Source organism: Heliomicrobium gestii (assembly GCF_009877435.1).
Lineage (GTDB): Bacteria > Bacillota > Desulfitobacteriia > Heliobacteriales > Heliobacteriaceae > Heliomicrobium > Heliomicrobium gestii.
On record NZ_WXEX01000007.1, the window covers coordinates 113,200 to 138,744 of the forward strand.

Genomic DNA, 25,545 nt, shown 5'->3' on the forward strand with positions numbered 1-25,545 from the left:
CTGGACACACGGGAGGGTTGACCTGGTGAGCGCATTCCTCGTTTTTGAACCGACTGCCGAACCCTTTATCCCCTATTCCCTCTCCCACATCATCGTCCTAATCCTTCTTGCCGCCATCATCGTCGGTCTCTACCTCTGTCGAGACCGCCTGAGTGAGACTTTTCGGCGGCGATTCCGCTTCAGCCTGGCGGCAGGTCTCTTTTTGCAAGAACTGTTCATACAGGGGTGGAACATCGCCGGCGGCTTTTGGTCGCCGGACGCCTCCTTGCCTCTGCACCTCTGCAACGTGTCCTGCCTCCTCTGCGGTGTCATGCTGCTGAAGGGCAACCAGACCCTCTATGAGATCACCTACTTCTGTGGGCTGATCGGCGCCGCCCAGGCGCTGCTCACACCCGATCTGGGGCCTTTCGCCTTCCCCCATGTCATCTTCTACCGCTTCTTCTTCGCCCATAGCGCCATCATCATCGCTTGTCTCTACATGACCTTCGTTGAAAAGTATCGCCCCTACTGGGCCTCCATCGGCAAGACCGTCGTCATCACGAATCTGTTCATGCTCTTCGTGGGCGCCGTTGATTACATAACCGGCGGCAACTACATGTACCTGCGCGCCAAGCCGGACAACCCGTCGCTGCTCGACATCCTCGGCCCCTGGCCCTGGTACATCCTCTCTCTCGAAGCGGTGGCCCTGTTTCTGATGGTCATCTACTACCTGCCCTTTGCCTTCGGGGACTGGCGAAAGGCTCGCCGCGAAAAGGCGCAGATCGAAAAAGCCCAGGAGACTGCTTCCCCGCGTTCTTCGCAAGGTCAGCCGCCCCTGGGCATGTGAGCAAAAACCGCCCTTCTCCGCGATTCAGCGGTGAAGGGCGGTTTTTCTCAATACAGCTGTATTTCCATTTAATGCGCTAACCCTGCCTTGTTCACGGGCTGCTTTTTAATGCCATTCAAAACTGTGACTCAGGGCGTCTACTCGAACGCGGCGGCCAGCCGGGCCGCGCCTGCCAAGGCTTCCCGCGTCTGAGCCATCAGTTCATCCATGATCGCCTGGGTCGGCTTGATCTCCCTCAAGGGATGCAGGCTCTGACCGACCTGAACCAGGCCGTTCTCGGTGTCGCCTTCGATGGCGGCCATCCGGTTCGTGCCGATGGCCAGTTTGTCCAAATCGCCTTGGGGAGCGCCGATCCGCTCGAGTTCCAGGTACTTTTCGGTCATGCGGTTTCTCAGGCCGCGCACGCCATGGCCACGGGAGTAGCCGGTGACGATGGAATCGGTGTCGACCGCCTCGATGATCCGCTTCTTGGCGTTGGGGTGCAGGGCGCACTCTTCGGCCAGAAGAAAACGAGAGCCCATCTGCACGCCCGCAGCGCCCATCAGCAGCGCCGCGGCAATCCCCCGACCGTCGGCGATGCCGCCGGCTGCGATGACAGGGATGGTCATCTCAGGGACAACGTTGGTCAGCAGCGCCATCGTCGTCAGGGTGCCGATGTGGCCGCCCGCCTCCATGCCCTCGATAACGACGGCGTCAGCGCCTGCCCCTTCGACCCGCTTGGCCAGCTTGACGCTGGGGACGACGGGAATCGCCTTGATCCCGGCGCCTTTCAATTTCTCGAAAAAGGGAACCGGATTGCCGGCGCCGAGGGTGACGAAGGCTACCTTTTCCTCGCAGACCACTTCGACGATCTCGTCCTTGTTGGGCGCCATCAGCATGATGTTGACGCCAAAGGGCTTGTCCGTCAGGCTGCGGGCTTTGCGGATCTCCTCGCGGACCCACTCTGTCGGCCGGCCGCCGGTGGCGATGATGCCCGCCCCACCGGCGTTGGAAACGGCGGCCGTCAGGTTGGCTTCCGAGACCCAGGCCATGCCCCCCTGAATGACGGGGTACTGAACCCCCAACAGCGCTGTCAGTTTCGTTTTCAAGAAAGAAATCCCCCTTCTTCTACCATTCCCGATCATCTTTTCTTTATGTCATGCGTCGGTATGTTACTAATATAACAAAAGAAAGGGGGTAACAAAAGAGAGGTCCCTATCGGCGCGTCGTTTTCTTCTACTCCGCCGTCACCGACGGTCCGCCCTTGCCGCCGCCTGTTCGCCTCAACAGCATCGCCATGGGGACCACAAAGACGACAGAAAGGGCGAAGGCGAAGAACACATCGGCCATGGCCCAGGTGTTGCTGTGCATTTGAATCTGGCCATACATCTGAGTCAACATCGTCGCCTGGGCAGGCGACGTGTCGCCTGTCGCCGCCATCAGCCCGGTGGCTGACTGCTGCATCGCCGGCCAACTGGGCGAAAAGACGTCAAGCCCCTCCACCATGCGGTGCGTATGGAAGACCTGCCGATTCTCCAACAGAGACGTGGTGAGGGCGATGCCGAAAGAGCCGGCCACCGCCCGAACCAGGTTATTCAAGGTCGAGGCGGCGCCTGATTTCATCACCGGAACGGCGCTGACGCCGGCGGTGTTCACCGGCATAAAGGTCAGCCCAAGCCCAAGCCCCCGGATGATCAGCCAGACGTCAAAGACCGATTGAGGGGTGTCCACTGTCAGCGTATGCATCAGGTAGGTCGCGATCCCGATCAGCGGGATACCCACCATCGCCATGGGGCGGGCGCCGATCTTGTCGTACAGCTTCCCCGCCACCGGCATCATCAGCCCCATGGCCACCGCCTGCGGCATGAGGATGAGGCCCGTCTGCATGGCCGAATACCCGCGTATGTTCTGAAGGTAAATCGGCCAAAGCAGCACGCCGCCGATGAGGATGATGTAGAGGCAACTGGAGATGAGCACGCTGTAGGTGAACTGGGGCACCTTGAACAGGCGCAAATCCAGCATCGGGTTCGGATGATTCAGTTCCACCACGACGAGCAGCGCCCCCATCGCGGTAGCCGTGAGCAGGAGCATGACGATGGTGTAGCTCGACCATCCCCAGTCCTGCCCCTTATCGAGAGCCAACAGGTACAGGAAGGCGCTGCCGGAGGAGAGGAAGAGGCCCCAGAAATCAAAGTGAGTCGACGCTCGCTTTTCCGTCTCCGGCAGGAGCGTTTGGCAGAGGACGAAGCCGAGCACCCCGAGGGGAACGTTGATCATAAAGAGCCAGCGCCAACTGTAGTCCTCGACAATGAACCCGCCCAGGGACGGTCCGATCGAGGGCGCGACGGCGATGGACAGGCCGAACAGTCCCATGGCCATTCCCATCTTCTCTTTCGGCACAAAGCGGAACATGAGGGCCATGCTGGCCGGCTGGATCAGCCCGCCGCCCAGCGCCTGAATGACCCGGAAGACGATCAGGCTTTCGTTGTTCCAGGCGAGGCCACAGAGCAGCGAGCCGGCCGTAAAGGCGGCGAGACAGTAGGCGTAGAGGGCGCGATAGCCATAGTTATCGCCCAGATAGGACATGATCGGGATGACAGCCCCGGACACGAGCATATAGGCCGTCAAGATCCACTGGATCTCCTTCGTGTCGACGCTGAAGAGGACCATCAGTTTCGGCAGGGCTACGTTCAAAATCGATGTGTCGAGGACGGCCATGAAGGTGCCGATAACCACGACCATCGTCACCACCAGCACGCCGGGGTGTCCATTTTCACGGGAAGTCATGGTCCGTCACTCCTTCACCCGGATTTTTACGGAAGCGCCAGTGCCGGGAATCAGGGGCGCGCCGGGGACCTGGATTTTGACATTCAGCAATTGGTCTTCCTTCGGCTGCTGCCGGGCCGGCGTCAGCGAAATGATCGGCCAGGTGATCTGTTCCGTGTTCCGGTTGATGGTCGACACGATCCCGGGAAAGACCTGACCCGCCGCCCCGTCGAGGGTCACATCGACGGTCTGTCCAACCTGGACGCGGCTCGACTCCTCTTCCTTAAACCGCGCTAGCACATAGGCGTCGGCCCGATCGGCCACCGCCATGAGCGGCTGACCGGCGGTGACGGCTTCCCCCTCCCGCGCGTCGAGCCGCAGGACTTGCCCGCTGCTCGGCACGAAGACAGGCGTGCGCTGCACCGGCTGATTGGGCGCCGGACTTCCTTCGACAACTGCGAGGACCTCATCTTTCCCCACCGCGTCATTCTCACGGACTTTCAGGTCGGTGATCCGCCCGCCGATCGGGGCGCGGGCCACATTCAGATCGACGGCGACTTTGGCGTCGTCGGTCTGAACGAAATAGACATGCTCATACCCGTAATAGGCGGAGATCAGCACCGTTGTCACGAGATAGACGCCGATGATGAGGACAATCAGCTTTTTGGCCTTCACCTCATCATCCCCCTGTGGAGATCTTGGCGATGACGTTCATCCCAGGAAGAATGCGCAGTCCCTGGTCGTCAAGAATTTTGATTTTCACGGGAATCCGTTGCGTCACTTTGATGAAGTTGCCCGACACGTTGCTGCTCGGCAGCAGGGAGAAGACGCTATCGGCGGCATAGCCCACCTGTTCGACGACTCCCTTCAGTTCCTGACCGGGAAAGGCGTCCACCGTCAGGGTGACCGGTTCGCCCACTGCCAGCCGGTGGATCTTCGTCTCTTCAATCCGGGCCGAGACATAGAGATGCTGGAAGTCAGCCAGCAAAAAGAGACGCTGCCCCGGCGAGACCAGTTCGCCGTCATTGACGGTTTTTTTCATGACCAGGCCCGTCCCCGGCGACCGCACCAGGGCCGAGTCACGGTTTTGCAGGGTCGTGTTCTTCTCCTCCAGGCGGACCATCGTCTCGCCGGCCTGGACCAGATCGCCCTCTTTGACGCGGATCTCCATGACCCGGCCGGCGATTTCGGGACCTACCTTGATCATATCGGCGTCAATGCGGGCATCATCGGTCGTAACATAACGGATGGAATCAATGTAGCTGTAACCGGCGTAGCCAAGGGCGGAAAGCAGCAGGGCAGCGCCGGCGACTTTGGCGATTGTCTTCTTCATTTTGCCGCTCCCCTTTCGGCGACCACCTGGATGGCGTCGCCGTCTTTCAACTCGTTCTGGCCGACGGTGATGATCTTTTCGCCGCCTTTGAGGCCGCTCACAATCTCCATGCTGCTGCCGTCAGATCGACCGGTCGTGACAGGGCGGCTGGTGACGGTGGAACCGTCGGTCACCATGATGACACGCTCGCTGCCCCGCTTGACGACGGCGTCTTTCGGCACCACAATGGGCGCCTTGTTCTCAGCCGCCGGCAGAGTGATTTCGGCGTACATGCCCGATTTCCAGAGCCCCGACTGGGGGAGGCTCAACTTGACGGGATACTCTTTGCTGGCGCTGTTGGCCATGGGGCTGACCGCGATCACCTTGGCGTCAAAGGCCTCTGACGAGACCTGTTCGATGCGCACTTTCATCGTCTGATCGACAGCGATCTGCTTGATGAATTCCTCGGGAACACTCGCCTCCACGACAGGCTCGCTGCTGACAAGGGTCAGCAAGATGTTGGCCGCCGGCGCCGTGGCCGCCATCTCCCCTTCATGGATCGTCTTCGAGGCGACACGGCCGTTGACAGGCGACGTGATCACCGTCGCTTCCAGGTTCAGGCGAGCCTGGTCGACAAGAGCGCTCATCTGCGCCACCGTGGCGCGCAGGTTCTCCAGTGTCTGCACTGTAGCGCCTTCAAGCATCTGGCTCTGTTGCTGCAACAGCTGGTCATAACCGGTCTGGGCCTGTGTCAAGGACAGTTGCGCCGCCTCCAGTTGATTCTTCGATGCGGCGCCGGCGTCAAAGAGCGACTGGGTCCGCTCCATCGTCTTTTTGGCGATATCGAGGGAGGCGGCGCCAGCGGTGATCCGTTGCTCCATCTGCTGCCGTTCCTGCGGCCGCGCGCCGTTTTCCGTGTCGGCCAAGCGGGCTTTGGCGGCCCGCAGGTTCGCTTCCGCCTGGGCGAGGGCGACGCGGAGTTCACGGTCATCCAGTTGGATCAGCGGCTGGCCCACCTTGACCTCTTGTCCCACATCGACAAGAACCTGGACGACCTTGGCGTTTAACTTGCTCATGATGGCCGATTCGGTATCGCCCATCACCCGTCCGGCGACGACACGGGCTTTGTTCAACCCCTGATCCCCGACAGTCTCCACGACGACCTTATGTACCTTCCCATCGGGAGCTGCTCCGCCGCTGCAACCGGTCAGTGTAATCGCTGTGGCGACAATGCAACCGAAGGCGATTCCTTTCACCATGGTCCTTTTGCGTTGTTGTAGATTCGGCATGTCCGTCCTCCTGTCATTGACTAAGGCTGTTTCCAACTATGTAAAAGCAATCGAATGCTCTTGCGAACGAATTCATCGTCCACAGGCGGCAAATGCTCCATCATTAACCGCTCTTTGTGCAGATAAGCGTTGAAAAAGTGACCGAAAAACATCTGCACGGCGATGCCGGAATCGATCGGCGCCAGTTGCCCCGCCGCGATCTTTCCGTCAAAGTAGCCCCTCATCATGCCGGCGTTTCGCCGCGCGATCTCCGTAAAGAGACCGCTGCATTCCGGGTTGTGGGGGGCCTCGCTGACGAGAATCGAAAACAAACTCCGCCGTTCACGCAGGAAGTCGACAAAGCCCTTGGCCACCTGGAACAACCCTTCTTCGACAGGTTGTTCCGCGATCTCTTGCATCAGTTTTTCCAGCACCGGCGCGAATGTGCGCTCCCGCAAGGCCTCACGAAACAACTCTTCCTTGTTCTCAAAGTGATGATAAATGGAACCGACGGTGACACCGCACCTTTCGGCGATGCGCTTGATCGTGGCGCCGTCATAGCCACGCTGACAGGCGATCTCCATCGCCGCCGCCTTAAACATGCTCCGCCGGTCAGAACCGCAAGACTGTGTCAATCCTCTATCACCTCCTAAATGAACGTTCATTTAGCAAACTACATTTTTTCATGAAACCGGAAACCTGTCAATAAGAAAGAAAATCCGCTGACAATTCAATCAGCGGCGAGAACCGAAGAGCAACCGGCTGAGCCCGGTCTGGCGGACATCGACGGCCCGCTCGGGGCACATCTCCTGGCAGCAGAGGCAGCCGATGCACCTGTCCTTGTCCAGTTGGGGGATTCCCTCCATCTGCAGCGCGTCGGCGGGACAGCTCTGCAAACAGATGCGACAACCGATGCACTTCTCACGGTCGAAGGCCGGCAGCGGCCGCAATGACCGCGATAGGGCACGGGCCAAAAAAGGGGGAAGGTAGTTTTCCACAAAGTTGACCTGCCGGTGCGAAGCCGGGCGAAAAGGCGTCGGCTCGATCGATTCGCCGTCATCCAACAGGACCAAGGGACCGACAAGCCCTCGCGCTCGGGCGACACGGTCCATCTCAATCTCCTTGATGGCGATCAGCGAAAGGGCGTAGTGATCGAGGGTGAAGGGACAGCGGGAGGCGAGCAGATAGCCGAAGGGCTTCGGATCTCCCGCAGTCGGCCCGTCGCCCTCCATGCCGATGACACCGTCCATGATCGTCAACGCCGGTCGCAAGGCCAGGTTGAGTTCCACCAGCAATTCACCGAAGGGTTTTCGCTCCTGCACCCGGAAGTGGTATTCGGCCTTGCGCATCCCCGGGATGGCGCCGTAGAGATTTTTGACGGCTCCCGTGTAGCCCGTTTGGGCATGGGTCTTGATCTTGGGCAGGTTGATAATCGCATCGGCCTCCCGGAGCGCTTGCAGGATCGACACCCTGCGCAAGGGACTGCGATCGGTCAGGGCGACCTCCACTTCCCTCGTATCAACGCTGATCTCGATCCCCAACCGCTCCGCCACGGCGACCATGCCCGTCCTTTTGTAGACCATCGCCAGTCCGGCGGCGTTTCCCGAGGGGCCGCCGGGGCTGTCGATGATAAAGGGTGTCGCCCCCGCGGCGATGACCGCTTTCGCCACCGCTTCCACCAGCGCCGGGTGGGTCGTCACGGCGGCAGCCGGGTCTTTGCCCATGACCAGGTTCGGTTTCAGGGCCACCCGCATGCCGGCGCAGATTCGAGTTCCCCATGATTCTTGGCCGATCGAGTCGCCCGGGCCGTCTGTGCCGCCGAGACCGCCCAACCGGTCCAAGAGTCGCCCGACGGCAGCGTCTATCTTCTCTTGCTCATAGCTCCGACAGGCAGTGATCGCCACTGGTTTCGCTGTTTCCGTCAATTTCCGTCACCTCAAAACGCATCCAATCGTCTCATTCCGTATCCATCGATTTAGACAGAGGAGGATGGACGGTTCCTTCCCCCCCGAGTCAGCACATACAAGGCAATCGCCGTGATCGCCGTAACTCCTGCCAACACACCGTAGAGCATCATCCGATCCTGTACGGTGGCGATGATGCCGGCATAGCCGAAAAAGATGAAGATCGCCGCCGAGGCGTATTTGACGACCTGCTCGGGGATCTTCTTGCCCAGCACCACCCCGATGAGAATCCCGATCCCGTTGGAGATCATCATCCCCGTGGTCGTGCCCATCCAGACCGGGATGAGATTGTGGTATTTCGCCGCCAGAGCGACGCTGGCCAACTGGGTCTTGTCCCCCATCTCGGCCATAAAAAAGGCGATCATGACCGTCATAAAGGGGCCGAAGTAAACCTTCTTGTCCTCCCCTTCCAATTCATCGCCGCGAACCGTCCACAGGCCAAAAAAGACAAAAGAGATGGCCGCCGCCAGTTGAATGGTCTCCATGGGCACGAAGGCGGTCAGATAATCGCCCAGCGCCACCGCCAGGAAATGATTGAGCAGTGTGGCGACGAGGACGCCGGCCATCACCGTCGTCGCCTTGTAGCGAGTGGCAAAGGCCATGCCGAGCAGTTGTGTTTTGTCCCCCATCTCCGCCAATACCACCAAGATCGCCGATGCCCAAAATGCTTCCACGATGTTTCCTCCCTCAATAATTCGATGATGCCTCACCATTTCCTTGAACATACCTCGGTGATGCCTCGGTCAGAATCGCCTTCCCCCTGAAGCGAGCGCCCACACAAAAGAACGGCCGGAACAAAACAGAAAGACCTTGGACACGTCAAAAAAACGTGTCCAAGGTCTCGTTAAGCCGCAATCGTCAAGCCGGTAGGCTTGTCCGGGCCGGCAAGGCCAGGCGCTGACGCCAGTTTGTTGACCTTGCCCGTGAAACTACTCCCCTCAGGCAGCTATATGGTAATCCATAATCCTGTGCCTGTCAATCCTGAGCTCCCTCTTCTCCTGCCTCCTGTGCCTCAGCAGCGACGTCACTCATCCGAGCCTGGCATTACCCTGACCGGCTCAGGCAGCAACCGGGCCTCACAGCGATAGATCGGCATCCCCTGGCGGCTGAAGCGACACTCATACTCTGTCATCACTCGCGCCGATAACTCCATCGACGCCAGCGCCGGATCCTTGTGCAGGTCGAAAGTGACCTGTTCGAGGGCAAACCCCTTCGCCGCCATCTCCTCCAGGGAAAAGCGAAACAGTTCTTCATTGTCCGTTTTGAAGCGGATCAGTCCGCCCGTTTTCAGGTAGCGCCGGTACCGATCCAGGAAGCGCTGGTGGGTCAAGCGCCGCTTGGCATGGCGCTCCTTCGGCCAGGGATCGGAGAAATTGAGGTAAAGGCCGTCCACTTCCCCATCGCCAAAGATATCGACGGTCTGCTCCACATTGATCCACAAAAAAGCCAGATTGGGCGCTTCCCACGTTTTGGCCAGTTCCAGCGCGTCGAGGAGGACCTCCTCGCGCAGTTCTGCGCCGATCCAGAAACGGTCGGGACACTCGCGAGCCATCTCATTGATAAACCGTCCCCTGCCCGTCCCGAGTTCCAGATGGATCTCCACCGGCGACGGCGATTCACAACCGAGCCGACCGGCGATATAGCTCTGCCACCGGCCCTGCCACGCCGTCGGTTCCGTCACCAGCCAGGGGGTGTACTCCAAAATCTTCTCCCGTGTGCCCGGGATTCGTCGTAACCGCATAACAACCTCGTCACTTTTCGCCAACAGTATCTGTTTGGCTCATACTATTTTTATCTCGTTTATGCTTCGACTTAACTTGCCTCGATTCAGCTTTTCCGGCCTTACTCGGTCTCAGGCGCTTTGGCGATTGTTCCGTTGTTTCCGCCATGGGATTCCTCGTTTCCAACAATCAGGCAGGCCATGTCTTCCGGGAGATCGGAGGTGACCTTCACCGCCTCGCCGCTGCGGGGCTGCCGCAGGGTCACCCAGGCCGAGTGCAGGGCCTGGCGCCCGATGCGGGGGGAATCTCCGCCATACAGCCGGTCTCCCAGCAGCGGCGTGCCCCGGTGGCTGAAGTGCACCCGGATCTGGTGGGTCCGCCCAGTCTCCAAGACGACCTCCGCCAGCGCCAAAGGCGGCTCCAAAGACGGCTCCAACTCGGCTGTCCCACCGGCTCTCCCTTCCGTCTCCCGACAAGGCGGCTCAAAAACCTCGACCACACGGTAACGGGTGATTGCCCTTTCCCCATCATCGCGAACCATCCGCCGCATATGGTGTTCCGGGTCTCGGCCGATCGGCTCGTCAATGATTCCCACGGGATCAGCCGGCAACCCGCGCAAAAGGGCCAGGTAGCCCCGCTGCAACGTGCCGTCGCGGAGTTGCCGGTCCAGCGTCTGGTGGGCGTAGGCGTTTTTGGCAAAGACGCAGATGCCCGTCGTATCCTTATCCAGCCGGTGCAGTGGCCGGACCCTCGCCTTGATTCCCTTTTCGGCGAAGTAATGGGCCACACCGTGGGCGAGGGTCGGCCGGAAGCGAGCCCGTTGTTCCGGCGGGTGCACCTCGATCCCCGGCGGTTTATCCAGAATGAGCAGATCGGCGTCTTCGTAGAGCACCTTCAGGTCCATGGCAACCGGCGCGAGGTTGCCCTCCTCCTCCTGGTGAACACAGACCTCGAGCAGATCGCCCTCCTTGACCCGCCGGTCGAGATGGGCCCGCTTTCCATTGAGGCGAAACCCGTCGGTGCGGGTAAGGACCTGCAGGCGCCGGCGGGAAAAACCGAGGCAGAATTGCAAGACGCTGCCAATCCGCCGCCCCTCTTCTTCCGCCTTGATGCGATGAGCCAACCATTCCTTTGACACAGCCACGATCCTTTCCAAAAGCAGGGACTACTTGTGTCCCTACGATGACTCTTTGTGATGACTCTTCCTATTTGGCCCAATCGAGCTCATTTTACGCTTGCATCTTCTTGCTCTTTTGATGAGAGCGGTTAGGTTGCGTCAACGACGCCGACGCCAGCTGATTCTCAAAAAGTGTATCATAATCTCACCGGCAGGGAAACTCCGTCGCGGGCAGACCGGGAAAGACAAGGAGAGCGTGAAAAAGCGCCCTTCGTCCACACTGGGACAAAGGGCGCTCGAAAGAAAACGGTGAGAGGAATTGGTGAGAGGAATGGCGGACACAACGAGGCTTAGGCCCTCACGTCGATCCGTTGGCCGAGATGGGGGTTGACGCTCTGCTCCATCATCCGCGTTTGAGCGGAACCCTGTTGCTGGGCCACATCCATCGCTTTCTTTAGGACCAGCATGTTGACAATGTCCCCGTTCGATGCCGCATTGACCAGCGAAGGCGCAGGCGAAGTCAGTTGAGATATGTTCATACCGTTCACCTCCGGGGCATTTTCGGTAACGCTTCAAGCGATGTCTGCATCGAGCAATCTGTTCCATCCCAGTATGCCAGTTTGTCCTTGAAAACGCATGAGACCAAGGTCGGATTCAAAAAGGGATCACACCGACTGGTTCAGCATCTGCCGCTTGTTTGTCGTCACCGGCGTGTACATGAGGTCATAGTATTCGCGGCACATGCGGTGGGATGAGAACTGCCAGCGCGACATGTCGATGCTGAGCATCATCATCTCCACCCAGTGCTTGCGGTTGTTGTTGTACATGGGCAGCACTTCCTGCAGCAACACCCGGTAGAGGGAGTTCATATCCCACTCATCCTGCTCCTGCTGGGACAGGTTCTCACCGGGATGGAAGTCGAGGAGCCAGCCGTTGATGCCATGCTGCACCCCTTCACCGACCCATCCGTCTTCGACGCTCAGGTTTAACACGCCGTTCATGGCCGCCTTCATCCCCGATGTCCCCGAGGCCTCCTGAGGCCGGCGCGGGTTGTTCAACCAGATATCGCAACCTCGCACCAACAAAGTGGCAATGTCCATGTTGTAGTTGTCGATGAAGACCACGTTGTCAGGGTAGCGCTTCTGGAATTCCACCAGGCGGGCGATGATCTCCTTGCCCATCATATCGGCCGGGTGCGCCTTGGCCGAGAAGATGATCTGGATCTTGCCTGTCGCCAGATAGGGATCGATGATCTCCGGATTGCTGAAGATCAGATCGCCCCGCTTGTAGGAAGCGGCGCGGCGGGCAAAACCGATCAGGAGGGTATCCTCCCGCAGGTTGCCCAAACCCTTATCCTTGACATATTCGATCAACTTGCGCTTGTTATCCATGTGAATCGACCACAGGTCGCCCCGCGTCTCAAAGGCCTGTTTGATCCGCGGATCCTGCCAAGTGCCCGGATGCACGCCGTTGGTGATGGAGAAGATCAACGGAATCGACTCCAGGTGGCCCCACATGCGGTGGACCGTCCGGCCATGCAGCTTCGATACGCCGTTGGCCATATAGGAGAGGCGCAGCCCGGCCACCGTCATGCTGAAGGGGTCGCCGCCAAGGTCGCGCATCTGGTTGTAGTTGAGACCGTTGTAAGCGCCCATTCGCCCGAGCGTATCGTGGTCGTGAACCTCATTGCCAGCAGCCACAGGCGTATGAGTGGTAAAGACGATCTCCTGGCGCGTCGTGTGCCAGGCGCGCTCAAAGGATTGACCCTGATTCATCTTCTCCCGGATCAGTTCCAGACCGGCGAAAACGGCATGGCCTTCATTAAAGTGATACACATCGATCAGCAGACCGAGGGCGCGTAAGGCCCGGACCCCGCCGATGCCGAGGATCATCTCGGCGGCGATGCGCTCCTGCCGCCCCCCGCCGTAGAGGCGCTGGGTCATCCAACCGTGGGGGCTGCCGGGAAAACCGGCGTCCAGCAGGTAGAGGGGCACATTCCCTTGATTGTCCAACAGCCAGACCTTGCAGACCACATCATGTTCCCAGATCCGCACCGATACGGTCACACCCGTATCCTTCAGTTCAGGAAACTCGTAGTCGCGATACACATCATAGGGCTGGCCGTTGCCGTCGATGTGTTGCTCCGTATACCCCTGGCGCCAGAGGATACCGACGGCCACCATCGGACGTCCCAGTTCGCGGGCCGCCTTGATGTAATCGCCTGCCAGAATGCCCAGACCGCCCGAATAGATCGGTATGGAAGCGTTCAGTCCGTATTCCATGCAAAAATAGGCGACATGAGGGAGTTCCGTACCGGCGGAATAGAAGACGTTCAATTCCATTCACCTCTTCTCGCGCATTAGCCCACAATTCTATGATAACGGAACGGGCGTCCAGTGGCTAGATTTTTCTGGATGGTTTTTCAATATGTTAAAAAAAGAGAGCCGACCATGCTGCCGACCCCGTTTGTTGTCTCTATGGGTTTTCCTGTGTGACGATGGGATCACCTCTGTGGATTAGGCCACATTATCCTGCAGTTCGCGAACGCCGTCATGTTCGCAGTAGGGACAGGTGCGGGTTCGTTCCACTTCGCCGAGCATATCGACAGACAGTTCCGCCTGAACATGGGCGGGAACGATCACGTTGCGCACAGTGCCACATTCGGTGCATTCCGCCGTAAACCGTTTGATCACAATATCACCTCCTTTGCCGTCACGAAAAATAAGGGGCAATACGACTTTATCTTATGGTAAGATAAATAAGAGATTCATGAAGATCCCATAAAAAATCGGTAAACAATTGGAGGCATCCGGATGGCATCCTATACCCCCGTCGATCTTTCCCGGCTGCTCGGCGCCCTTTCCATGGCCCTGGATTTCACCACCAACGGCCTCTCGCGCCACCACCGCCGGGTCGCTTACATAGCAGTCACACTGGGACGGGCGATGGCGCTTCCGGTCAAACTACTGAAAACCCTCTACTGTGCCGCCAGCATTCACGATATCGGCGCCGTCACCTTCGCTCAAAAGAGCGACCTCACCCGCTTTGAGATCCATTCGCCCAAAAGCCATTGCCAGATCGGAAAGCGGATGCTGGCGAGTTCGCCCCAATTACAAGACATCGCCATCATCATTGAACACCACCATGACCGGTGGGATGAGCCTGGCCGGGACGATTCAACGGTCGATCCCGAACTTCTGCTGCTCGGCGACCTGATCCACCTGGCTGATCGCATCGAAATCCTGCTGACGCCGGCCCATATCCTCTCCCAGCGGCGCGTCATCATGGACGCCATCGGCCCCCTGTTCGGAAGCGTCTTTCGTCCCGAACTCGCCGACGCGATCACCGCATTGGCCGGACGGGAAAGCTTCTGGCTCGACCTGGACTCCCCCTTCATCGATGAACTGACCCGGCAGGCCGTAGGCGCCGACGAGCACATCATCCAACTCCCCTATTGCGAGTTGAAAGGACTTGCCTCCATCTTCGCCCGCATCATCGACAGCAAGAGCCGCTTCACCCTGCGCCACTCCCGCCTCGTATCGGCCTCAGCCACACACCTGAGTGAACTGGCCGGATTTTCCTCGGCCGATGCGGCCCGCATGGAGGTGGCCGCTCTCCTCCACGATATCGGCAAACTGAGCATCCCCGAGGAAATCCTCGAAAAGCCGACCCAACTGACGCCGGAGGAGTACCTGGTCATCAAACAACACACCTATTACAGCTATCACATCCTGAACCAGGTTCCCGGCTTTTCTGAGATCGCCCAGTGGGGCGCCTACCACCATGAACGCCTCGACGGCCGGGGCTACCCCTTTCACATCCCCGGCGACCAGCTCAGCACCGGCAGCCGGATCGTGGCCGTCGCCGATATCTTCTCGGCGCTCGTGGAAGACCGCCCGTACCGGGAGGGACTTCGTCGTGAAAAAGTCGAGTCCATCCTGAGACAGATGGTTAAAGAAAACGCCATCGACGGCGATCTGGCTGACTTGCTCTGCCAGCAGTATGAAGCATTTGAAGAGTTAAAGCACTCGATCGGGTAGGGTCAGGTAGCCTGTGCATCGCCCGAAACACCTCTTCAGCGCGCTCACAGGATACATCCTCCGCGATTTATCATTTGAAAAAGGTTGTTATTTCCAGATCATCGGAAGGACATTAGAAAAAGCCTGGTGGAAACCAGGCTTTTTTTGATGCGCCGTTATCTCAGGACCTCAATGGGTCCGTCGCCGCGTTTGAGCAGCTTTACCGACGTCTTCTTGGGAACCAACACCTTGATCATGTGGTTGATCGCCACTTCCGGATCCACCGTCTCCCCGCAGGTGTAGCAGTCAAGGGCGGCAAACCCCTTTTCGGGATAGGTGTGAATGGAGATGTGGCTCTCAGACAAAAGGACCAGGACCGTCGCGCCTTGCGGATCAAACTGTTGTTTCTGCGACGACAAAACCGTCGCCCCAGCCGCCTTGGCGGCTTCAATCATCTGTTCCTCCAGGAACCGGGCGTCGTTCAATTTTTCAAAATCAACGCCCCAGGTGTCAATGGCGACATGTCGTCCGAAAGTGGAGTAATCCATCATTTCGGCCCCCTTCCCAGCAAATTGGATGCCGGGACCTACGTGATTCATCCGGGGGTGGGTCTAGACCCGCCCGAACAAGGGCGTCGGTCTGATGCTGCAATCCAAACCCGATTTGGATGAATCCTGGTTCCCACAATGAGTATACTTATAGCATAGACGGCAGGGCAGATCAATACTTTTTTTCAGAAGGATTTTATTGTCTAAAACCGGCAACACCCTTGCCCCGTAAGCCCTGACGTGATAGGATTGCATATAGATAGTGCCTTCCATAGCTATCTGAAAAATCGAACACAGGTTGACCTTGTTGCAGGCGCCGCCAAGCGGCTGAAAAGGGAATGAGGTGCGATGCCTCAGCAGCCCCCGCTACTGTAAGGGAAGACGACCCGCCACATCATCCACTGGACGTCAGTCTGGGAAGGAGGCGGGTACGGATGACGCCCGAGCCAGGAGACCTGCCCGCAGCAAACAAAAGACCCACTTCGGGAGGAAGGGAGGGCTTTATTTTGTTGCCCATGGGGACATCCCCACCCGCGCAGATACTCGTTCATCGCGATTCCGGCGATGACTAGACACGAAGGACTTCGCAAGCATAGGATTGTGGTTTTTATCACAACTCCCGTCCGCCAGGTTGAAAAAACAAGGCCTGAAAAAAGTCTGGCCTTACTTAGATAGGAAACGTAAAAAGACCCCTACGCAAAAAGGAGTGTCTGCGAATGCATATCATGGAGGGCTACCTGCCCCTGAGCCACGCCGCCGCCTGGACAGCCGCCTCGGCCCCCTTTGTCGTCCATGGCCTGCGCGCCATCCAAAAGACCGTTCGAACCAATCCGGAAGCAAAAATGCTCCTCGGCGTCGCCGGGGCCTTCTCTTTTGTCTTGTCGGCGCTGAAGTTGCCCTCTGTCACCGGCAGCTCTTCCCACCCGACGGGAACCGGTCTGGGCGCCGTCCTCTTCGGACCCACCGTCATGACTGTCCTCGGCGCCATCGTGTTGCTCTTTCAGGCTCTCCTGCTCGCCCACGGCGGGATCACCACCCTCGGCGCCAACGTGTTTTCCATGGGCATCGTGGGACCTTTCGCCGCCTACGGCGTCTACCGCTTAGGGCAGCGGATGAACCTTTCCTCTAATATCTCCATCTTTGCCGCCGCGGCCATCGGCGACCTGGCCACCTATGTGACGACGACGGTGCAACTCGCCCTAGCTTTCCCGGACACCGCCACCGGCGTTGTTGGTTCCATCGTCAAATTCGGCTCCGTCTTCCTGGTCACCCAGATCCCTCTGGCGCTCGCCGAAGGGCTGCTGACGGTCGTCATCTTTAACGCCCTCTCGAAATACTCCGCCGCCGAACTGTCGGCGCTGAACATCTTCTCGAAAGAGGTGAAAGCATGAACGGGCTCCGGAACAAACTTGTCTTGACGACAGCGCTCCTGTTTCTGACAGGCGTTCCCCTGATCATGCACTTCACCGGCGGTTTCTCCGGCGCCGATGACCAGGCCGGTGAAATGGTTCAATCTATCGCCCCCGATTACAAACCCTGGTTCGAATCCATCTGGGAGCCTGGCGAAGAGGCGGAACCGCTGCTCTTCGGTCTCCAGGCCGCCGCAGGCGCCAGCTTCATCGCCTACTACTTCTCCCGCCGCCGCAACAGTGAGCGGGTCAGCATGAACAGCAACGTGGGCCGCAAACCTCTTGGCGATGCCTAGTTGCCGGCGATCTAACGACGCGCTGACAAACGATGTAGAAAGATGATAAAACGGGGTCAAACGTATGCTCTTCACGATCGATCAGTGGGCCTGGGCCAACCGGCTGCGGGACAAATCGCCGACCTGGAAAGGAATCGCCGCGCTCCTGGGGCTGCTGGCTAGCCTGCTCTCGCCCACCCCCTGGCTGTCCGGCTCGATCACGCTTCTCTCTGGCGCGCTGATCGTCTTCGGCGCCCGCATCCCCCTGTCCGTCTTCCTCAGACTGATGTCGGTGCCCGGCCTCTTCCTGCTCACCGGCTGCGTTACCGTGGCCCTGTCGCCTTCCCCCCTTGACCCCGTGGCGCAGGTGACCATCGGCCCCTACTCCCCTGGCATATCAGCTGCTGGTCTGCAACAGGCCGGCATCCTCTTCTTTCGTTCCCTCGGCGCCACCGCCAGCCTCTATTTTCTCGTGCTCACCACGCCCATGGTCGATGTGATTGAACTGGTGTCGCGCCTGCGGGCGCCCAAGATCGTGACAGAACTGATGCTGCTCATCTATCGCTTTATTTTCGTGCTCATGGAGACGACGCAAGCCATCCTGCTGGCCCAGGAATCGCGTCTCGGCTACGCCACCCAAGCCAACAGCCTTCGCTCCCTCGGCATCTTGGCCGCAAACCTTTTCGTCCGTTCCCTTATCCGCTCCCGGGAGCTCTACATCGCCCTGTCAGCCCGGGGGTATGAAGAGGAACTGCGCGTGTTGCCGCGGACCAGGGAGAACTCTTTTTTACGCTAGCCTGTTCAAGGCAGACCTTATCCGCTCCCTATCGGTGGAATGCCCCGTACGAAATCAGAACTCCCTAAAAAAGAGGATGGTTTACATCGTGACAGCCCTGTTGGAAACGGAACACGTGGAATACAGCTACCCCGACGGCAACAGCGGCCTTCGGGGTATTGACCTTTCCCTCACGGCGGGACGCAAGATCGCCATCGTCGGCGCCAACGGCGCCGGAAAATCGACCCTCTTTCTCCATCTCAACGGGGCCTTGAAACCGCGCCGTGGCGTCGTCCGTTTCCAGGGCCGGCCCATCGACTACTCCCGCCCAGGCTTACGCGAATTGCGCAGCCAAGTCGGCCTCGTCTTCCAGGATCCCGACGCCCAGCTCTTCTCCGCTTCCGTCGAACAGGACATCTCCTTCGGCCCCCTCAATATGGGACTTCCCGAAGCAGAAGTGCGCCGTCGCGTCGATGAGGCCATGGCGGCCACCGGTATCACCGAACTGCGCCACCGGCCCGTTCACGCCCTCAGCTACGGCCAGAAAAAACGGGTCTGTATCGCCGGCGTGGCGGCCATGCGCCCCCGCGTCATCATCCTCGACGAACCGTTGGCCTGGCTCGATCCCGCCGGAGCGAAAAGCATCCTGGACCTGCTGGAGCGTTTGAACCAGGAAGGCACGACCATCGTCATGTCCCTGCACCAAATGGACATTGTGGCCCGCTAGTCTGACGAGGTGGTCCTGTTGGATCAGGGGCAGCGGCTCTTCCAGGGAGCGCCCCGGGAACTCTTCGCCCGACGCGATCTGTTGACCCAAGCCGGTCTGGAACTGCCTTGGCCCATGGAGATGCATCAGGCCTTGATCGATCGCGGGATACTCCCCGTTTCGAATGATTCCTCCGGGATAGGCGTGCCGCTGGATCGAGACAGCCTGCTCCGGTCGCTCGAACAGGCCTGGCAAACACGCGACTGTCCAAAATAGCCCGGACAACCTGTCACGAAAATGACCCGGAACAAGGGATCTCCCATTGTTCCGGGTCATGCTTTTTTAGTCTCTTTGCGCGTTCTTTTGGCACACGACGCCCCGGCCTTGCCCGACGAAAAGGGGAGCGCCGATCCGTTGGCGCAGCCATTCGACGGCCTTCGTAGCCGCTTCCGGCACAGAAAAACCGTGGGCGAGGCCGGCAGCCAGCGCCGATGCCAGGGTGCAGCCGGTGCCATGCAGATCGGCGCCCGGCGTCCGTTTTCCCCAGATCCAGTGTCGCTCCTCCCGGCTGATCAACAGATCGACGATCCGGTCATCCGCCAGTTCAGGCAGGTGACCGCCCTTAAGCAACACCCATGTCGGCCCATACTGAAGCAGCCCTTCCGCCGCCGCCGCCATGTCCTCTATGCCGCGAATGGGCATGCCCGAAAGTGCCTCCGCTTCCGGCACGTTCGGGGTCAGCACGGTGGTGATGGGCAGCAGATCGTCCCGGAAAGCCTCCAGCCCGCCACCGACCAACAGATTGACACCGGTGCCGGAACTGAGAACCGGATCGACGACCAGGGCGGGCGCGGCGCCTTCCCGGACATAGTCGCCCCACAGGCGCCCGAGCCCGCTGATCACGGCGGGCTGCTGCAGCATGCCTGTCTTGACCACGGCCGGTCGGAGATCCCACAGGACATCGCGGATCTGTTCGAGCACCCATTGGGCAGGCAACGGGAAAAGACCCAGCACGCCGGCGCTCGTCTGGCGCGTCAGCGCCGTGACGGCAGCGCCGCCGTAGACGCCAAACTGCGCCAAGACCTTGAGATCCGCCTGAATACCGGCGCCACCGCTCGGATCGGAGCCGGCGATCGTCAACACCTTGGGCAACATGATGCTCGCTCCTGTTCACTAGCCCGGTATACAGGCTATCGAAAATGATTGTACCCTTTCGCCGCCAACGGAACGACGTTCCTGTCCGTTTCGGGAGGATAGACGGCCATGATCCCCTCGGCCTGTTCGGTCAGTCGACCGATCACCGTCACATCGGTTCCCGCGTCTTGGCGCACTTGCGCGATCAGTCCGGGAACCTGCTCCGGCGGCGCAGTAAAGATCAACTCGTAATCCTCGCCGCCGGTGAGCGCCCATGCCAACAGGTCTTGCCCGGTCGCTTCGGCCAGTCGCCGCGTCGCCGGGTGGATCGGCAACGCCGCCACATCGATTCGCGCGCCACAGACCGAGTTCCGGCAAAGGTGGTGGACCTCGCTGCTCACGCCGTCGCTCACATCCATCATCGCCGTCACCCCGCCATGCTCGACGAGGGCCATCGCTTCTGCCACCCGAGGCGTCGGATCAAGGTGCCTCGACAGCAGGAGCTTCCGGTCGGCTTCACTGACCGCCGCCATACCGGTTCCCGCTTTCTCCCTTCCCGCAGAAAGCAGCAGATGCAGCCCCGCCGCCGAGTCGCCGACAGAACCGGTCACGAGTATCAAGTCCCCCGGCGCTCCTCCCCCTCGACCGATGGGCCCTTTAACCGCCAATCCGAGCAGGGTGACGTTGAGCACCCACTTGTCGGAGCGAACCGTATCGCCACCAGCCAAGACGACGCCGTAACGAGCAGCCACCTCTCCCATGCCGGCGTAGACCTCTTCCACGTCCTCCACAGCCGCGCCGGCGGGAACGCCGATGGAGAGAAAGGCCCACGCCGGAATCCCCCCCATGGCGGCGATATCGCTGATGTTGACGGTCAGGGCCTTACGGCCGAGCAGACGCCGCCGCTCCGGCGACCAGAGGAAGTGGACGCCCTCGACAAGCATGTCTGTCGTGACCAAAAGGGACTTCCCCGCGAGCCCGTCGATCACGGCCGCGTCGTCGCCGATCCCCCAGCGCAATCGGGGGGATGCTATTGCCGACGTGAGACACCCAAGCCCCCCGCCCCGGCTGTCATCCGGCGAACCGGCAGCGGCAGACTGCCAGGCCCGGGCCAACCGTTCGATCAAGCCAAACTCGCCAACCGACGCCAGAGGGGTGCCCTCTTTTTGCCTGTTCACTGGCTCGCCTCCGTGCTCCCCGTCCGGGCCACTTCCGCGGCAATCCCTCGTGCCGCCTGTTCCGGATCGCCGGCGCTCATGATCGCCGAAACAACAGCCACACCGCGACCGCCTGCCGCCACCACCGCAGCGGCGTTGCCAGCATGAAGGCCGCCAATGCCGACAACAGGGATGGAGATTGCCCGGCAAATCGCAGCCAATCCCTCCAGGCCGATCCCCGGCGCCTCTGCTTTCGTCGGCGTCGTAAACACGGCGCTGGCGCCGACGTAGTCCGCTCCGGCCTGTTCGGCGGCGATGGCTTCTTCCACCGATGACGCTGAAATGCCGATGCAGACATCAGCCCCGAGGATTCGCCGGGCCATCGCCAAGGGCATGTCCTCCTGCCCGAGGTGGACCGCCGGGGCGTTGACCGCCATCGCCACATCGATCCGATCATTGACGACGAAAAGAGCGCCGTAACGGCGGCACAGATCATGGATCGCCTGCGCCTCTTCGACCATTTGCCCCGTTCCGGCCGCCTTTTCCCGGTACTGAACGATGTTCACCCCGCCACGCAGCGCCGCCTCGACCGTATGGAAAAAGGACCGGCCGCCACAGGCGCGCCGGTCTGTCACCAGATAAATCCACGGGACATCCCTATGAAAAACCGACCCTCCGGCTTGTTCCGGCACGGGCTCGTCCCTCCATCTCTTTCTATTCAACCATGCCAATGGCTTCAACCCGAGCCAGTTGCGCCGCCCGCTCCCCAGCGAGCCGGTATACAGCGTCAAAAAAGGCCGTTTTGAAGGTCATCGGCCCCCGTGGCGCCGGCCAGGTCGGCCCGGCCTCCTCGAGAGACGACCGTCCGGCAGCGATCTCTCCGGCTGCGCCGTAGAAGGCCAGTGCGGCCGTCGCCGCTACAAGGGGATCTTTTTCGACGGCGCAGAAGCAACCTGTCACCGATGAAGCCATGCAGCCGGTTCCCGTCAGGCGGGCCATCCAGGCGTCGCCGTTTTCGATCTTCATCGTCTGTCGTCCATCCGAAACGTAATCGACGACACCGGTCACCGCGGCCACGACGCCGAAGCGCCGAGCTAACGCCCGAGCGGCGGCGCAGGCATCGCCGCTCACCGCATCGACGCCCTTCACTTCCCCATCCAATCCGGCCAATACCGCCGCTTCCGCCGCATTGGCTCGGATGACGGATACCTTAACCGCTTCCAGGATGCGCCGGCACGATTCGGTGCGCAGCCCTGTCGCGCCGGCCCCCACCGGGTCGAGGATGACCGGCACACTGGCCTGATTGGCTGCCTTGCCGGCGATCATCATCGATTCAATCCAGGGGAGGGTCAATGTGCCCACGTTGAGGACGAGCGCGCCGGCAATGGCGGCCATCTCGGCCACCTCTTCCGGCGCATGGGCCATCACCGGCGAAGCCCCCGTCGCCAACACCATATTCGCGCAGTCATTCATCGTCACGTAGTTCGTCAAGTGGTGGATGAGCGGGCGTCTCTCCCGCATGATCGCCAGTTTTTCGGCGAGGCAACTCCCAACCCAGTCCCTCATCGCGATTCCTCCTCTGGAACGATTCCCCCATGGCGACAGGACACCCTGAAGAAGCGCTCTCCCCCCTGCAGTGTGACCCTTTTTCACTGACCCCTGCAGGAACGGTTAGCAGGAGCCTGCCGGTCTGCCCAGATAATCGCTGACGATGCGCATGGCGCAGTAGGGACCACACATGGAACAGCCGGTCTTATCACGCGTATGGGGATGTTTGTCAAAGGCCGTCGGATCCATCGACAAGCGGCGCTGTTCGCCCCAGTCAAGATCCTTGCGGGCCTTGCCCATGGCTTTGTCCCAATCCATGGCGCCCTTGATCCCCTTCGCCAGGTCAGCGGCATGACCGGCGATGCGGGAGGCGATGACGCCCTGGCGGACATCCTGCTCAGTCGGGAGACTCAGGTGTTCCGCCGGGGTCACATAGCAGAGGAAGTCGGCGCCGGCCGCCGCAGCGATGGCCCCGCCGATGGCCGAGGTGATGTGATCATACCCCGGCGCCACGTCGGTGACCAGGGGGCCGAGCACATAGAAGGGCGCCTCTTCACAGAGCCGTTTCTGCAGTTTAATGTTCATCTCCACCTGATCCATGGGCACGTGACCGGGGCCCTCGACGATCACCTGCACACCGGCGGCGCGGCAGCGCTGGACCAGTTCGCCGAGAACCATCAGTTCCTGCACCTGGCCCCGGTCCGTGGCGTCGGCGATGCAGCCGGGCCGCAGCGCGTCGCCAAGGCTCAGGGTGATGTCATACTCCTTGGCGATCTCCAGGATGCGATCAAACTGGGAGTAGAAGGGGTTTTGACGCTGGTGATGAATCATCCAGCCCGTCAAGAAGGAGCCCCCGCGGGAGACGATATCAGTGATGCGCGGGTGCTTGCGCAGCCGTTCCAACGCCTCCATCGTCAGCCCGCAATGAATGGTCATGAAATCGACGCCATCTTCAGCCTGCTTTTGAACAGCCCGCAGGATATCCTCTTCTGTCATGTTGATGATGGCGCCCTTCAATTCCTGGGCCTCCACTGTCGCCTGGTAGATGGGCACCGTGCCGAAGGCGATGGGGCAATCAGCGATCAGCGCACGGCGCACGCCATCGATATCGGGGCCGGTGCTCAGGTCCATGACGGCGTCGGCGCCGCACTCGATGCTGATGTCGAGCTTGCGTTTTTCAAATTCGATGCCCGACGTTCCCTTTGACGTGCCGATATTGGCGTTAACCTTCGTTCGCAGGCCCCGGCCCACGCCGCAATAGGAAGCGCGAGGACGGCGATTGTTGGCCGGAATGACGATCCGCCCGGCGGCGATCTCCGCCATCAAGGCTTCCGGCTGCCACCCTTCCGACTCGGCCACCTGGACCATCTCCGGTGTAACTTCCCCTCGCAGAGCCTTTTCCATCTGAGTCCCATAGATTCTGCCTAACTGCATGACGATACTCCTCCTCATTTGATTCTGCCCTGCACGGATAAAGAAATCCCTTCCCGAATGCAGGAAGGGAATACGCGCGCCAAAAACTCGCGTTATCCGCTTTCCTCCGCTGGCATTCCTCCAGATCAGGTGCAAAGGGTCGACACCGCTGTCGCCGGCGCCCTCTCAGCCCGGGCATCGTCCGGGCTCCCCTAGCGGTAAACCTTATGAAGTTACCGATTGCCTGCTGCTGGTTCTATTCGACAAGAATAGAAATATCCCTTCTCCAATAAACGGGCAGGATTTTTGTCTCTTGAAGGCGAATTATTTATAACTGATTTATGGCCCAATCGCTTCAATTTTCTTGCCTCTTTTTCTCGGCTTTTTCAGGTCTTTATCCGAGCCTTTCTCTAGGCTTGCATGGAGGCCTGTCGTCCGTTGCGCACCAATGCCACTAGCAAAGGGGGCGGCCCGGTTGAGAAAAGTATCCATCGAATCCGTTGAGCCGGGCATGATCCTGGCGCGCAGCATCTACAGCGCTGACGGAAGGACCCTGCTTGGCGCCGGCATCACTCTTTCCACCCCCTTCATCCGGCGGCTGAAAGAGTTGGGTGTACCGGCAGTCCTGATCAAGGATCAGGTGATCGGTGATCTAACCGTCCCCGACGTGCTCAGCGAGCAGGTGCGGCTCGCCGCCGTGCAGACGATCCGTCACTCCTTCGCTCGCGTCCAATTGCACGCCGATAAAGGCTTAGAGCCGATGGCTGTCAAGACAGCCACCTCTGACATCATTGACGAGGTGCTGCGCAACCGTCATGTCATGTACCACGTGGCTGACATTCGCACCTTTGACGATTACACCTTCGGCCATTCTGTCAACGTCTGTGTGCTGTCCGTATTGACGGGCATCGCCATGGGATATAACGAACTCGAACTGTACGACCTGGCTTGCGGCGCTATCCTCCATGACATCGGCAAAATGCTGATCCCCTTGGAGGTCCTGAACAAACCCGGACGGCTGACGCCGGAGGAATACGCTGAAATCCGCCGCCACTGCGACTACGGCTTTGAGATCATCCGTCACCAATGCGAGTTCTCCCTGGCGGCCGCCCATGTGGCCTACCAACATCAGGAACGCTTCGATGGCTCGGGATACCCCCGCCAGCTCAAAGGGGAAGAGATCCACGAATACGCCCGCATCGTCGCCATCGCCGATATGTACGACGCCCTAGTGGCCGATCGAGTCTACCGCAAGGGCTACCTCCCCTACCAGGCCCACGAGATCATCCTGGCGGCCAGTTGCCGTGAACTGGACCCGAACATATCTCAGATCTTTTTGCAGAATATCGCCATCTACCCGATCGGAAGCACAGTGCAACTGAACACGGGAGACATCGGCGTCGTCGTCGACGTGAACAAGGCCTTTCAGAGTCGGCCTGTCGTGCGCCTCCTCTACGACGCTGACGGCGCCCCCCTGAAGCGGCCCTACGAGTTGGACCTGACCCGGCATCTGACCGTTTTTGTCGACAAGGTGCTCTTCGAGGAGCATGTGAAGGAATTGACCACCCCTCACTACCAGGAAGCAAAATAGGAAAAATCCTTTTAAGC

Annotated in this window: 27 protein-coding genes and 2 riboswitches; of the genes, 8 read left to right on the top strand and 19 right to left on the bottom strand. The window is 60.0% G+C overall.

Annotated elements, in window-relative coordinates; all coding sequences use genetic code 11:
- Nucleotides 1-25 precede the first annotated feature (25 nt).
- The gene (locus GTO89_RS09805; RefSeq protein ID WP_204758256.1) at nt 26-826 is read left to right on the top strand and encodes a YwaF family protein; all 801 of its coding nucleotides are present in this window, start codon (nt 26-28) and stop codon (nt 824-826) included.
- Nucleotides 827-963: 137 nt separating this feature from the next.
- Here GTO89_RS09805 and GTO89_RS09810 read toward each other — a convergent pair whose 3' ends face one another.
- The 13 genes from GTO89_RS09810 to GTO89_RS09870 all read right to left on the bottom strand — a co-directional run bounded on the left by GTO89_RS09810 (nt 964) and on the right by GTO89_RS09870 (nt 13,646).
- On the bottom strand, nt 964-1,914 hold the full coding sequence (locus tag GTO89_RS09810) for a nitronate monooxygenase (protein WP_161261900.1): 951 nt from the start codon (nt 1,912-1,914) through the stop codon (nt 964-966).
- Nucleotides 1,915-2,041: 127 nt separating this feature from the next.
- Nucleotides 2,042-3,592: a DHA2 family efflux MFS transporter permease subunit gene (locus GTO89_RS09815; RefSeq protein ID WP_161261901.1), complete on the bottom strand. Its 1,551-nt coding sequence runs from the start codon at nt 3,590-3,592 to the stop codon at nt 2,042-2,044.
- A 6-nt stretch (nt 3,593-3,598) separates the two neighbouring features.
- Nucleotides 3,599-4,246, bottom strand: a complete 648-nt coding sequence (locus GTO89_RS17375; RefSeq protein ID WP_161261902.1) for an efflux RND transporter periplasmic adaptor subunit — start codon at nt 4,244-4,246, stop codon at nt 3,599-3,601.
- A gap of 4 nt (nt 4,247-4,250) precedes the next feature.
- Nucleotides 4,251-4,904 (bottom strand): HlyD family secretion protein, encoded by a 654-nt coding sequence (locus GTO89_RS09825; RefSeq protein WP_161261903.1) that lies wholly within the window; start codon nt 4,902-4,904, stop codon nt 4,251-4,253.
- Nucleotides 4,901-6,172, bottom strand: coding sequence for an efflux RND transporter periplasmic adaptor subunit (locus tag GTO89_RS09830; protein WP_161261904.1), 1,272 nt, complete (start codon nt 6,170-6,172; stop codon nt 4,901-4,903). The genes GTO89_RS09825 and GTO89_RS09830 overlap by 4 nt, the downstream gene beginning before the upstream one ends.
- A gap of 20 nt (nt 6,173-6,192) precedes the next feature.
- Nucleotides 6,193-6,786, bottom strand: a complete 594-nt coding sequence (locus GTO89_RS09835) for a TetR/AcrR family transcriptional regulator (protein WP_161261905.1) — start codon at nt 6,784-6,786, stop codon at nt 6,193-6,195.
- 99 nt (nt 6,787-6,885) lie between these two features.
- Complete coding sequence (locus GTO89_RS09840; protein ID WP_161261906.1) at nt 6,886-8,076, bottom strand: DUF362 domain-containing protein; 1,191 nt, start codon at nt 8,074-8,076, stop codon at nt 6,886-6,888.
- A 50-nt stretch (nt 8,077-8,126) separates the two neighbouring features.
- Nucleotides 8,127-8,789: a TMEM165/GDT1 family protein gene (locus GTO89_RS09845; protein WP_161261907.1), complete on the bottom strand. Its 663-nt coding sequence runs from the start codon at nt 8,787-8,789 to the stop codon at nt 8,127-8,129.
- Nucleotides 8,790-9,139: 350 nt separating this feature from the next.
- Nucleotides 9,140-9,856, bottom strand: coding sequence for a tRNA (guanosine(46)-N7)-methyltransferase TrmB (gene trmB / locus GTO89_RS09850; RefSeq protein WP_161261908.1), 717 nt, complete (start codon nt 9,854-9,856; stop codon nt 9,140-9,142).
- Nucleotides 9,857-9,957: 101 nt separating this feature from the next.
- Nucleotides 9,958-10,974 (bottom strand): RluA family pseudouridine synthase, encoded by a 1,017-nt coding sequence (locus tag GTO89_RS09855; RefSeq protein ID WP_161261909.1) that lies wholly within the window; start codon nt 10,972-10,974, stop codon nt 9,958-9,960.
- A 329-nt stretch (nt 10,975-11,303) separates the two neighbouring features.
- On the bottom strand, nt 11,304-11,492 hold the full coding sequence (locus GTO89_RS09860; protein WP_161261910.1) for a YjfB family protein: 189 nt from the start codon (nt 11,490-11,492) through the stop codon (nt 11,304-11,306).
- 126 nt (nt 11,493-11,618) lie between these two features.
- Nucleotides 11,619-13,289 carry an alpha-glucan family phosphorylase gene (gene glgP, locus GTO89_RS09865; protein ID WP_161261911.1) on the bottom strand — a complete coding sequence of 557 codons (1,671 nt, stop codon included), beginning with the start codon at nt 13,287-13,289 and terminating at the stop codon, nt 11,619-11,621.
- Between the two features lie 180 nt (nt 13,290-13,469).
- Nucleotides 13,470-13,646, bottom strand: a complete 177-nt coding sequence (locus GTO89_RS09870) for a hypothetical protein (RefSeq protein WP_161261912.1) — start codon at nt 13,644-13,646, stop codon at nt 13,470-13,472.
- A 120-nt stretch (nt 13,647-13,766) separates the two neighbouring features.
- Here GTO89_RS09870 and GTO89_RS09875 point away from each other — a divergent pair, with 120 nt between their 5' ends.
- Nucleotides 13,767-14,993, top strand: a complete 1,227-nt coding sequence (locus tag GTO89_RS09875; RefSeq protein WP_161261913.1) for an HD-GYP domain-containing protein — start codon at nt 13,767-13,769, stop codon at nt 14,991-14,993.
- A 155-nt stretch (nt 14,994-15,148) separates the two neighbouring features.
- On the opposite strand, the gene speD is transcribed toward GTO89_RS09875, so the two are convergent.
- On the bottom strand, nt 15,149-15,520 hold the full coding sequence (gene speD, locus GTO89_RS09880; protein WP_161261914.1) for an adenosylmethionine decarboxylase: 372 nt from the start codon (nt 15,518-15,520) through the stop codon (nt 15,149-15,151).
- Nucleotides 15,521-15,814: 294 nt separating this feature from the next.
- Nucleotides 15,815-15,997, top strand: a riboswitch (cobalamin riboswitch).
- A gap of 239 nt (nt 15,998-16,236) precedes the next feature.
- Between speD and GTO89_RS09885 the strand changes: the two genes are divergently transcribed.
- The 5 genes from GTO89_RS09885 to GTO89_RS09905 all read left to right on the top strand — a co-directional run bounded on the left by GTO89_RS09885 (nt 16,237) and on the right by GTO89_RS09905 (nt 18,961).
- Nucleotides 16,237-16,911, top strand: a complete 675-nt coding sequence (locus GTO89_RS09885; protein ID WP_161261915.1) for an energy-coupling factor ABC transporter permease — start codon at nt 16,237-16,239, stop codon at nt 16,909-16,911.
- A complete protein-coding gene (locus GTO89_RS09890) occupies nt 16,908-17,225 on the top strand; it encodes an energy-coupling factor ABC transporter substrate-binding protein (RefSeq protein WP_161261916.1) in 318 nt (105 codons plus the stop codon). Before GTO89_RS09885 ends, GTO89_RS09890 begins: the two co-directional genes overlap by 4 nt.
- A 64-nt stretch (nt 17,226-17,289) precedes the next feature.
- Entirely contained in the window at nt 17,290-18,000 is a 711-nt protein-coding gene (cbiQ, locus tag GTO89_RS09895) for a cobalt ECF transporter T component CbiQ (RefSeq protein WP_161261917.1), read from the top strand.
- 88 nt (nt 18,001-18,088) lie between these two features.
- The gene (locus tag GTO89_RS09900; RefSeq protein ID WP_161261918.1) at nt 18,089-18,706 is read left to right on the top strand and encodes an energy-coupling factor ABC transporter ATP-binding protein; all 618 of its coding nucleotides are present in this window, start codon (nt 18,089-18,091) and stop codon (nt 18,704-18,706) included.
- Nucleotides 18,707-18,724: 18 nt separating this feature from the next.
- Entirely contained in the window at nt 18,725-18,961 is a 237-nt protein-coding gene (locus GTO89_RS09905) for a hypothetical protein (RefSeq protein ID WP_161261919.1), read from the top strand.
- 66 nt (nt 18,962-19,027) lie between these two features.
- Here GTO89_RS09905 and thiD read toward each other — a convergent pair whose 3' ends face one another.
- The 5 genes from thiD to thiC form a co-directional block, all read right to left on the bottom strand.
- Nucleotides 19,028-19,840 carry a bifunctional hydroxymethylpyrimidine kinase/phosphomethylpyrimidine kinase gene (thiD, locus tag GTO89_RS09910; protein ID WP_161261920.1) on the bottom strand — a complete coding sequence of 271 codons (813 nt, stop codon included), beginning with the start codon at nt 19,838-19,840 and terminating at the stop codon, nt 19,028-19,030.
- Between the two features lie 35 nt (nt 19,841-19,875).
- Nucleotides 19,876-20,997, bottom strand: coding sequence for a thiamine-phosphate kinase (gene thiL, locus GTO89_RS09915; protein ID WP_161261921.1), 1,122 nt, complete (start codon nt 20,995-20,997; stop codon nt 19,876-19,878).
- Nucleotides 20,994-21,668: a thiamine phosphate synthase gene (gene thiE / locus GTO89_RS09920; RefSeq protein ID WP_161261922.1), complete on the bottom strand. Its 675-nt coding sequence runs from the start codon at nt 21,666-21,668 to the stop codon at nt 20,994-20,996. Before thiE ends, thiL begins: the two co-directional genes overlap by 4 nt.
- A 22-nt stretch (nt 21,669-21,690) precedes the next feature.
- Entirely contained in the window at nt 21,691-22,542 is an 852-nt protein-coding gene (gene thiM, locus GTO89_RS09925; protein ID WP_161261923.1) for a hydroxyethylthiazole kinase, read from the bottom strand.
- Nucleotides 22,543-22,647: 105 nt separating this feature from the next.
- Entirely contained in the window at nt 22,648-23,958 is a 1,311-nt protein-coding gene (gene thiC / locus GTO89_RS09930) for a phosphomethylpyrimidine synthase ThiC (RefSeq protein ID WP_161261924.1), read from the bottom strand.
- Between the two features lie 84 nt (nt 23,959-24,042).
- Nucleotides 24,043-24,161: riboswitch (TPP riboswitch) on the bottom strand.
- Nucleotides 24,162-24,412: 251 nt separating this feature from the next.
- Here thiC and GTO89_RS09935 point away from each other — a divergent pair.
- A complete protein-coding gene (locus tag GTO89_RS09935; RefSeq protein WP_161261925.1) occupies nt 24,413-25,528 on the top strand; it encodes an HD-GYP domain-containing protein in 1,116 nt (371 codons plus the stop codon).
- Nucleotides 25,529-25,545: the final 17 nt, after the last annotated feature.

Excerpts from the sequence above, each read along its gene's own strand:
- GTO89_RS09815 (WP_161261901.1), bottom strand. The coding sequence starts at position 3,592 with ATGACTTCCCGTGAAAATGGACACCCCGGCGTGCTGGTGGTGACGATG.
- GTO89_RS09825 (WP_161261903.1), bottom strand. The coding sequence starts at position 4,904 with ATGAAGAAGACAATCGCCAAAGTCGCCGGCGCTGCCCTGCTGCTTTCC.
- GTO89_RS09830 (WP_161261904.1), bottom strand. The coding sequence starts at position 6,172 with ATGCCGAATCTACAACAACGCAAAAGGACCATGGTGAAAGGAATCGCC.
- trmB (WP_161261908.1), bottom strand. The coding sequence starts at position 9,856 with ATGCGGTTACGACGAATCCCGGGCACACGGGAGAAGATTTTGGAGTAC.
- GTO89_RS09860 (WP_161261910.1), bottom strand. The coding sequence starts at position 11,492 with ATGAACATATCTCAACTGACTTCGCCTGCGCCTTCGCTGGTCAATGCG.
- GTO89_RS09875 (WP_161261913.1), top strand. The coding sequence starts at position 13,767 with ATGGCATCCTATACCCCCGTCGATCTTTCCCGGCTGCTCGGCGCCCTT.
- speD (WP_161261914.1), bottom strand. The coding sequence starts at position 15,520 with ATGGATTACTCCACTTTCGGACGACATGTCGCCATTGACACCTGGGGC.
- GTO89_RS09885 (WP_161261915.1), top strand. The coding sequence starts at position 16,237 with ATGCATATCATGGAGGGCTACCTGCCCCTGAGCCACGCCGCCGCCTGG.
- GTO89_RS09890 (WP_161261916.1), top strand. The coding sequence starts at position 16,908 with ATGAACGGGCTCCGGAACAAACTTGTCTTGACGACAGCGCTCCTGTTT.
- cbiQ (WP_161261917.1), top strand. The coding sequence starts at position 17,290 with ATGCTCTTCACGATCGATCAGTGGGCCTGGGCCAACCGGCTGCGGGAC.
- thiD (WP_161261920.1), bottom strand. The coding sequence starts at position 19,840 with ATGTTGCCCAAGGTGTTGACGATCGCCGGCTCCGATCCGAGCGGTGGC.
- thiM (WP_161261923.1), bottom strand. The coding sequence starts at position 22,542 with ATGAGGGACTGGGTTGGGAGTTGCCTCGCCGAAAAACTGGCGATCATG.
- thiC (WP_161261924.1), bottom strand. The coding sequence starts at position 23,958 with ATGCAGTTAGGCAGAATCTATGGGACTCAGATGGAAAAGGCTCTGCGA.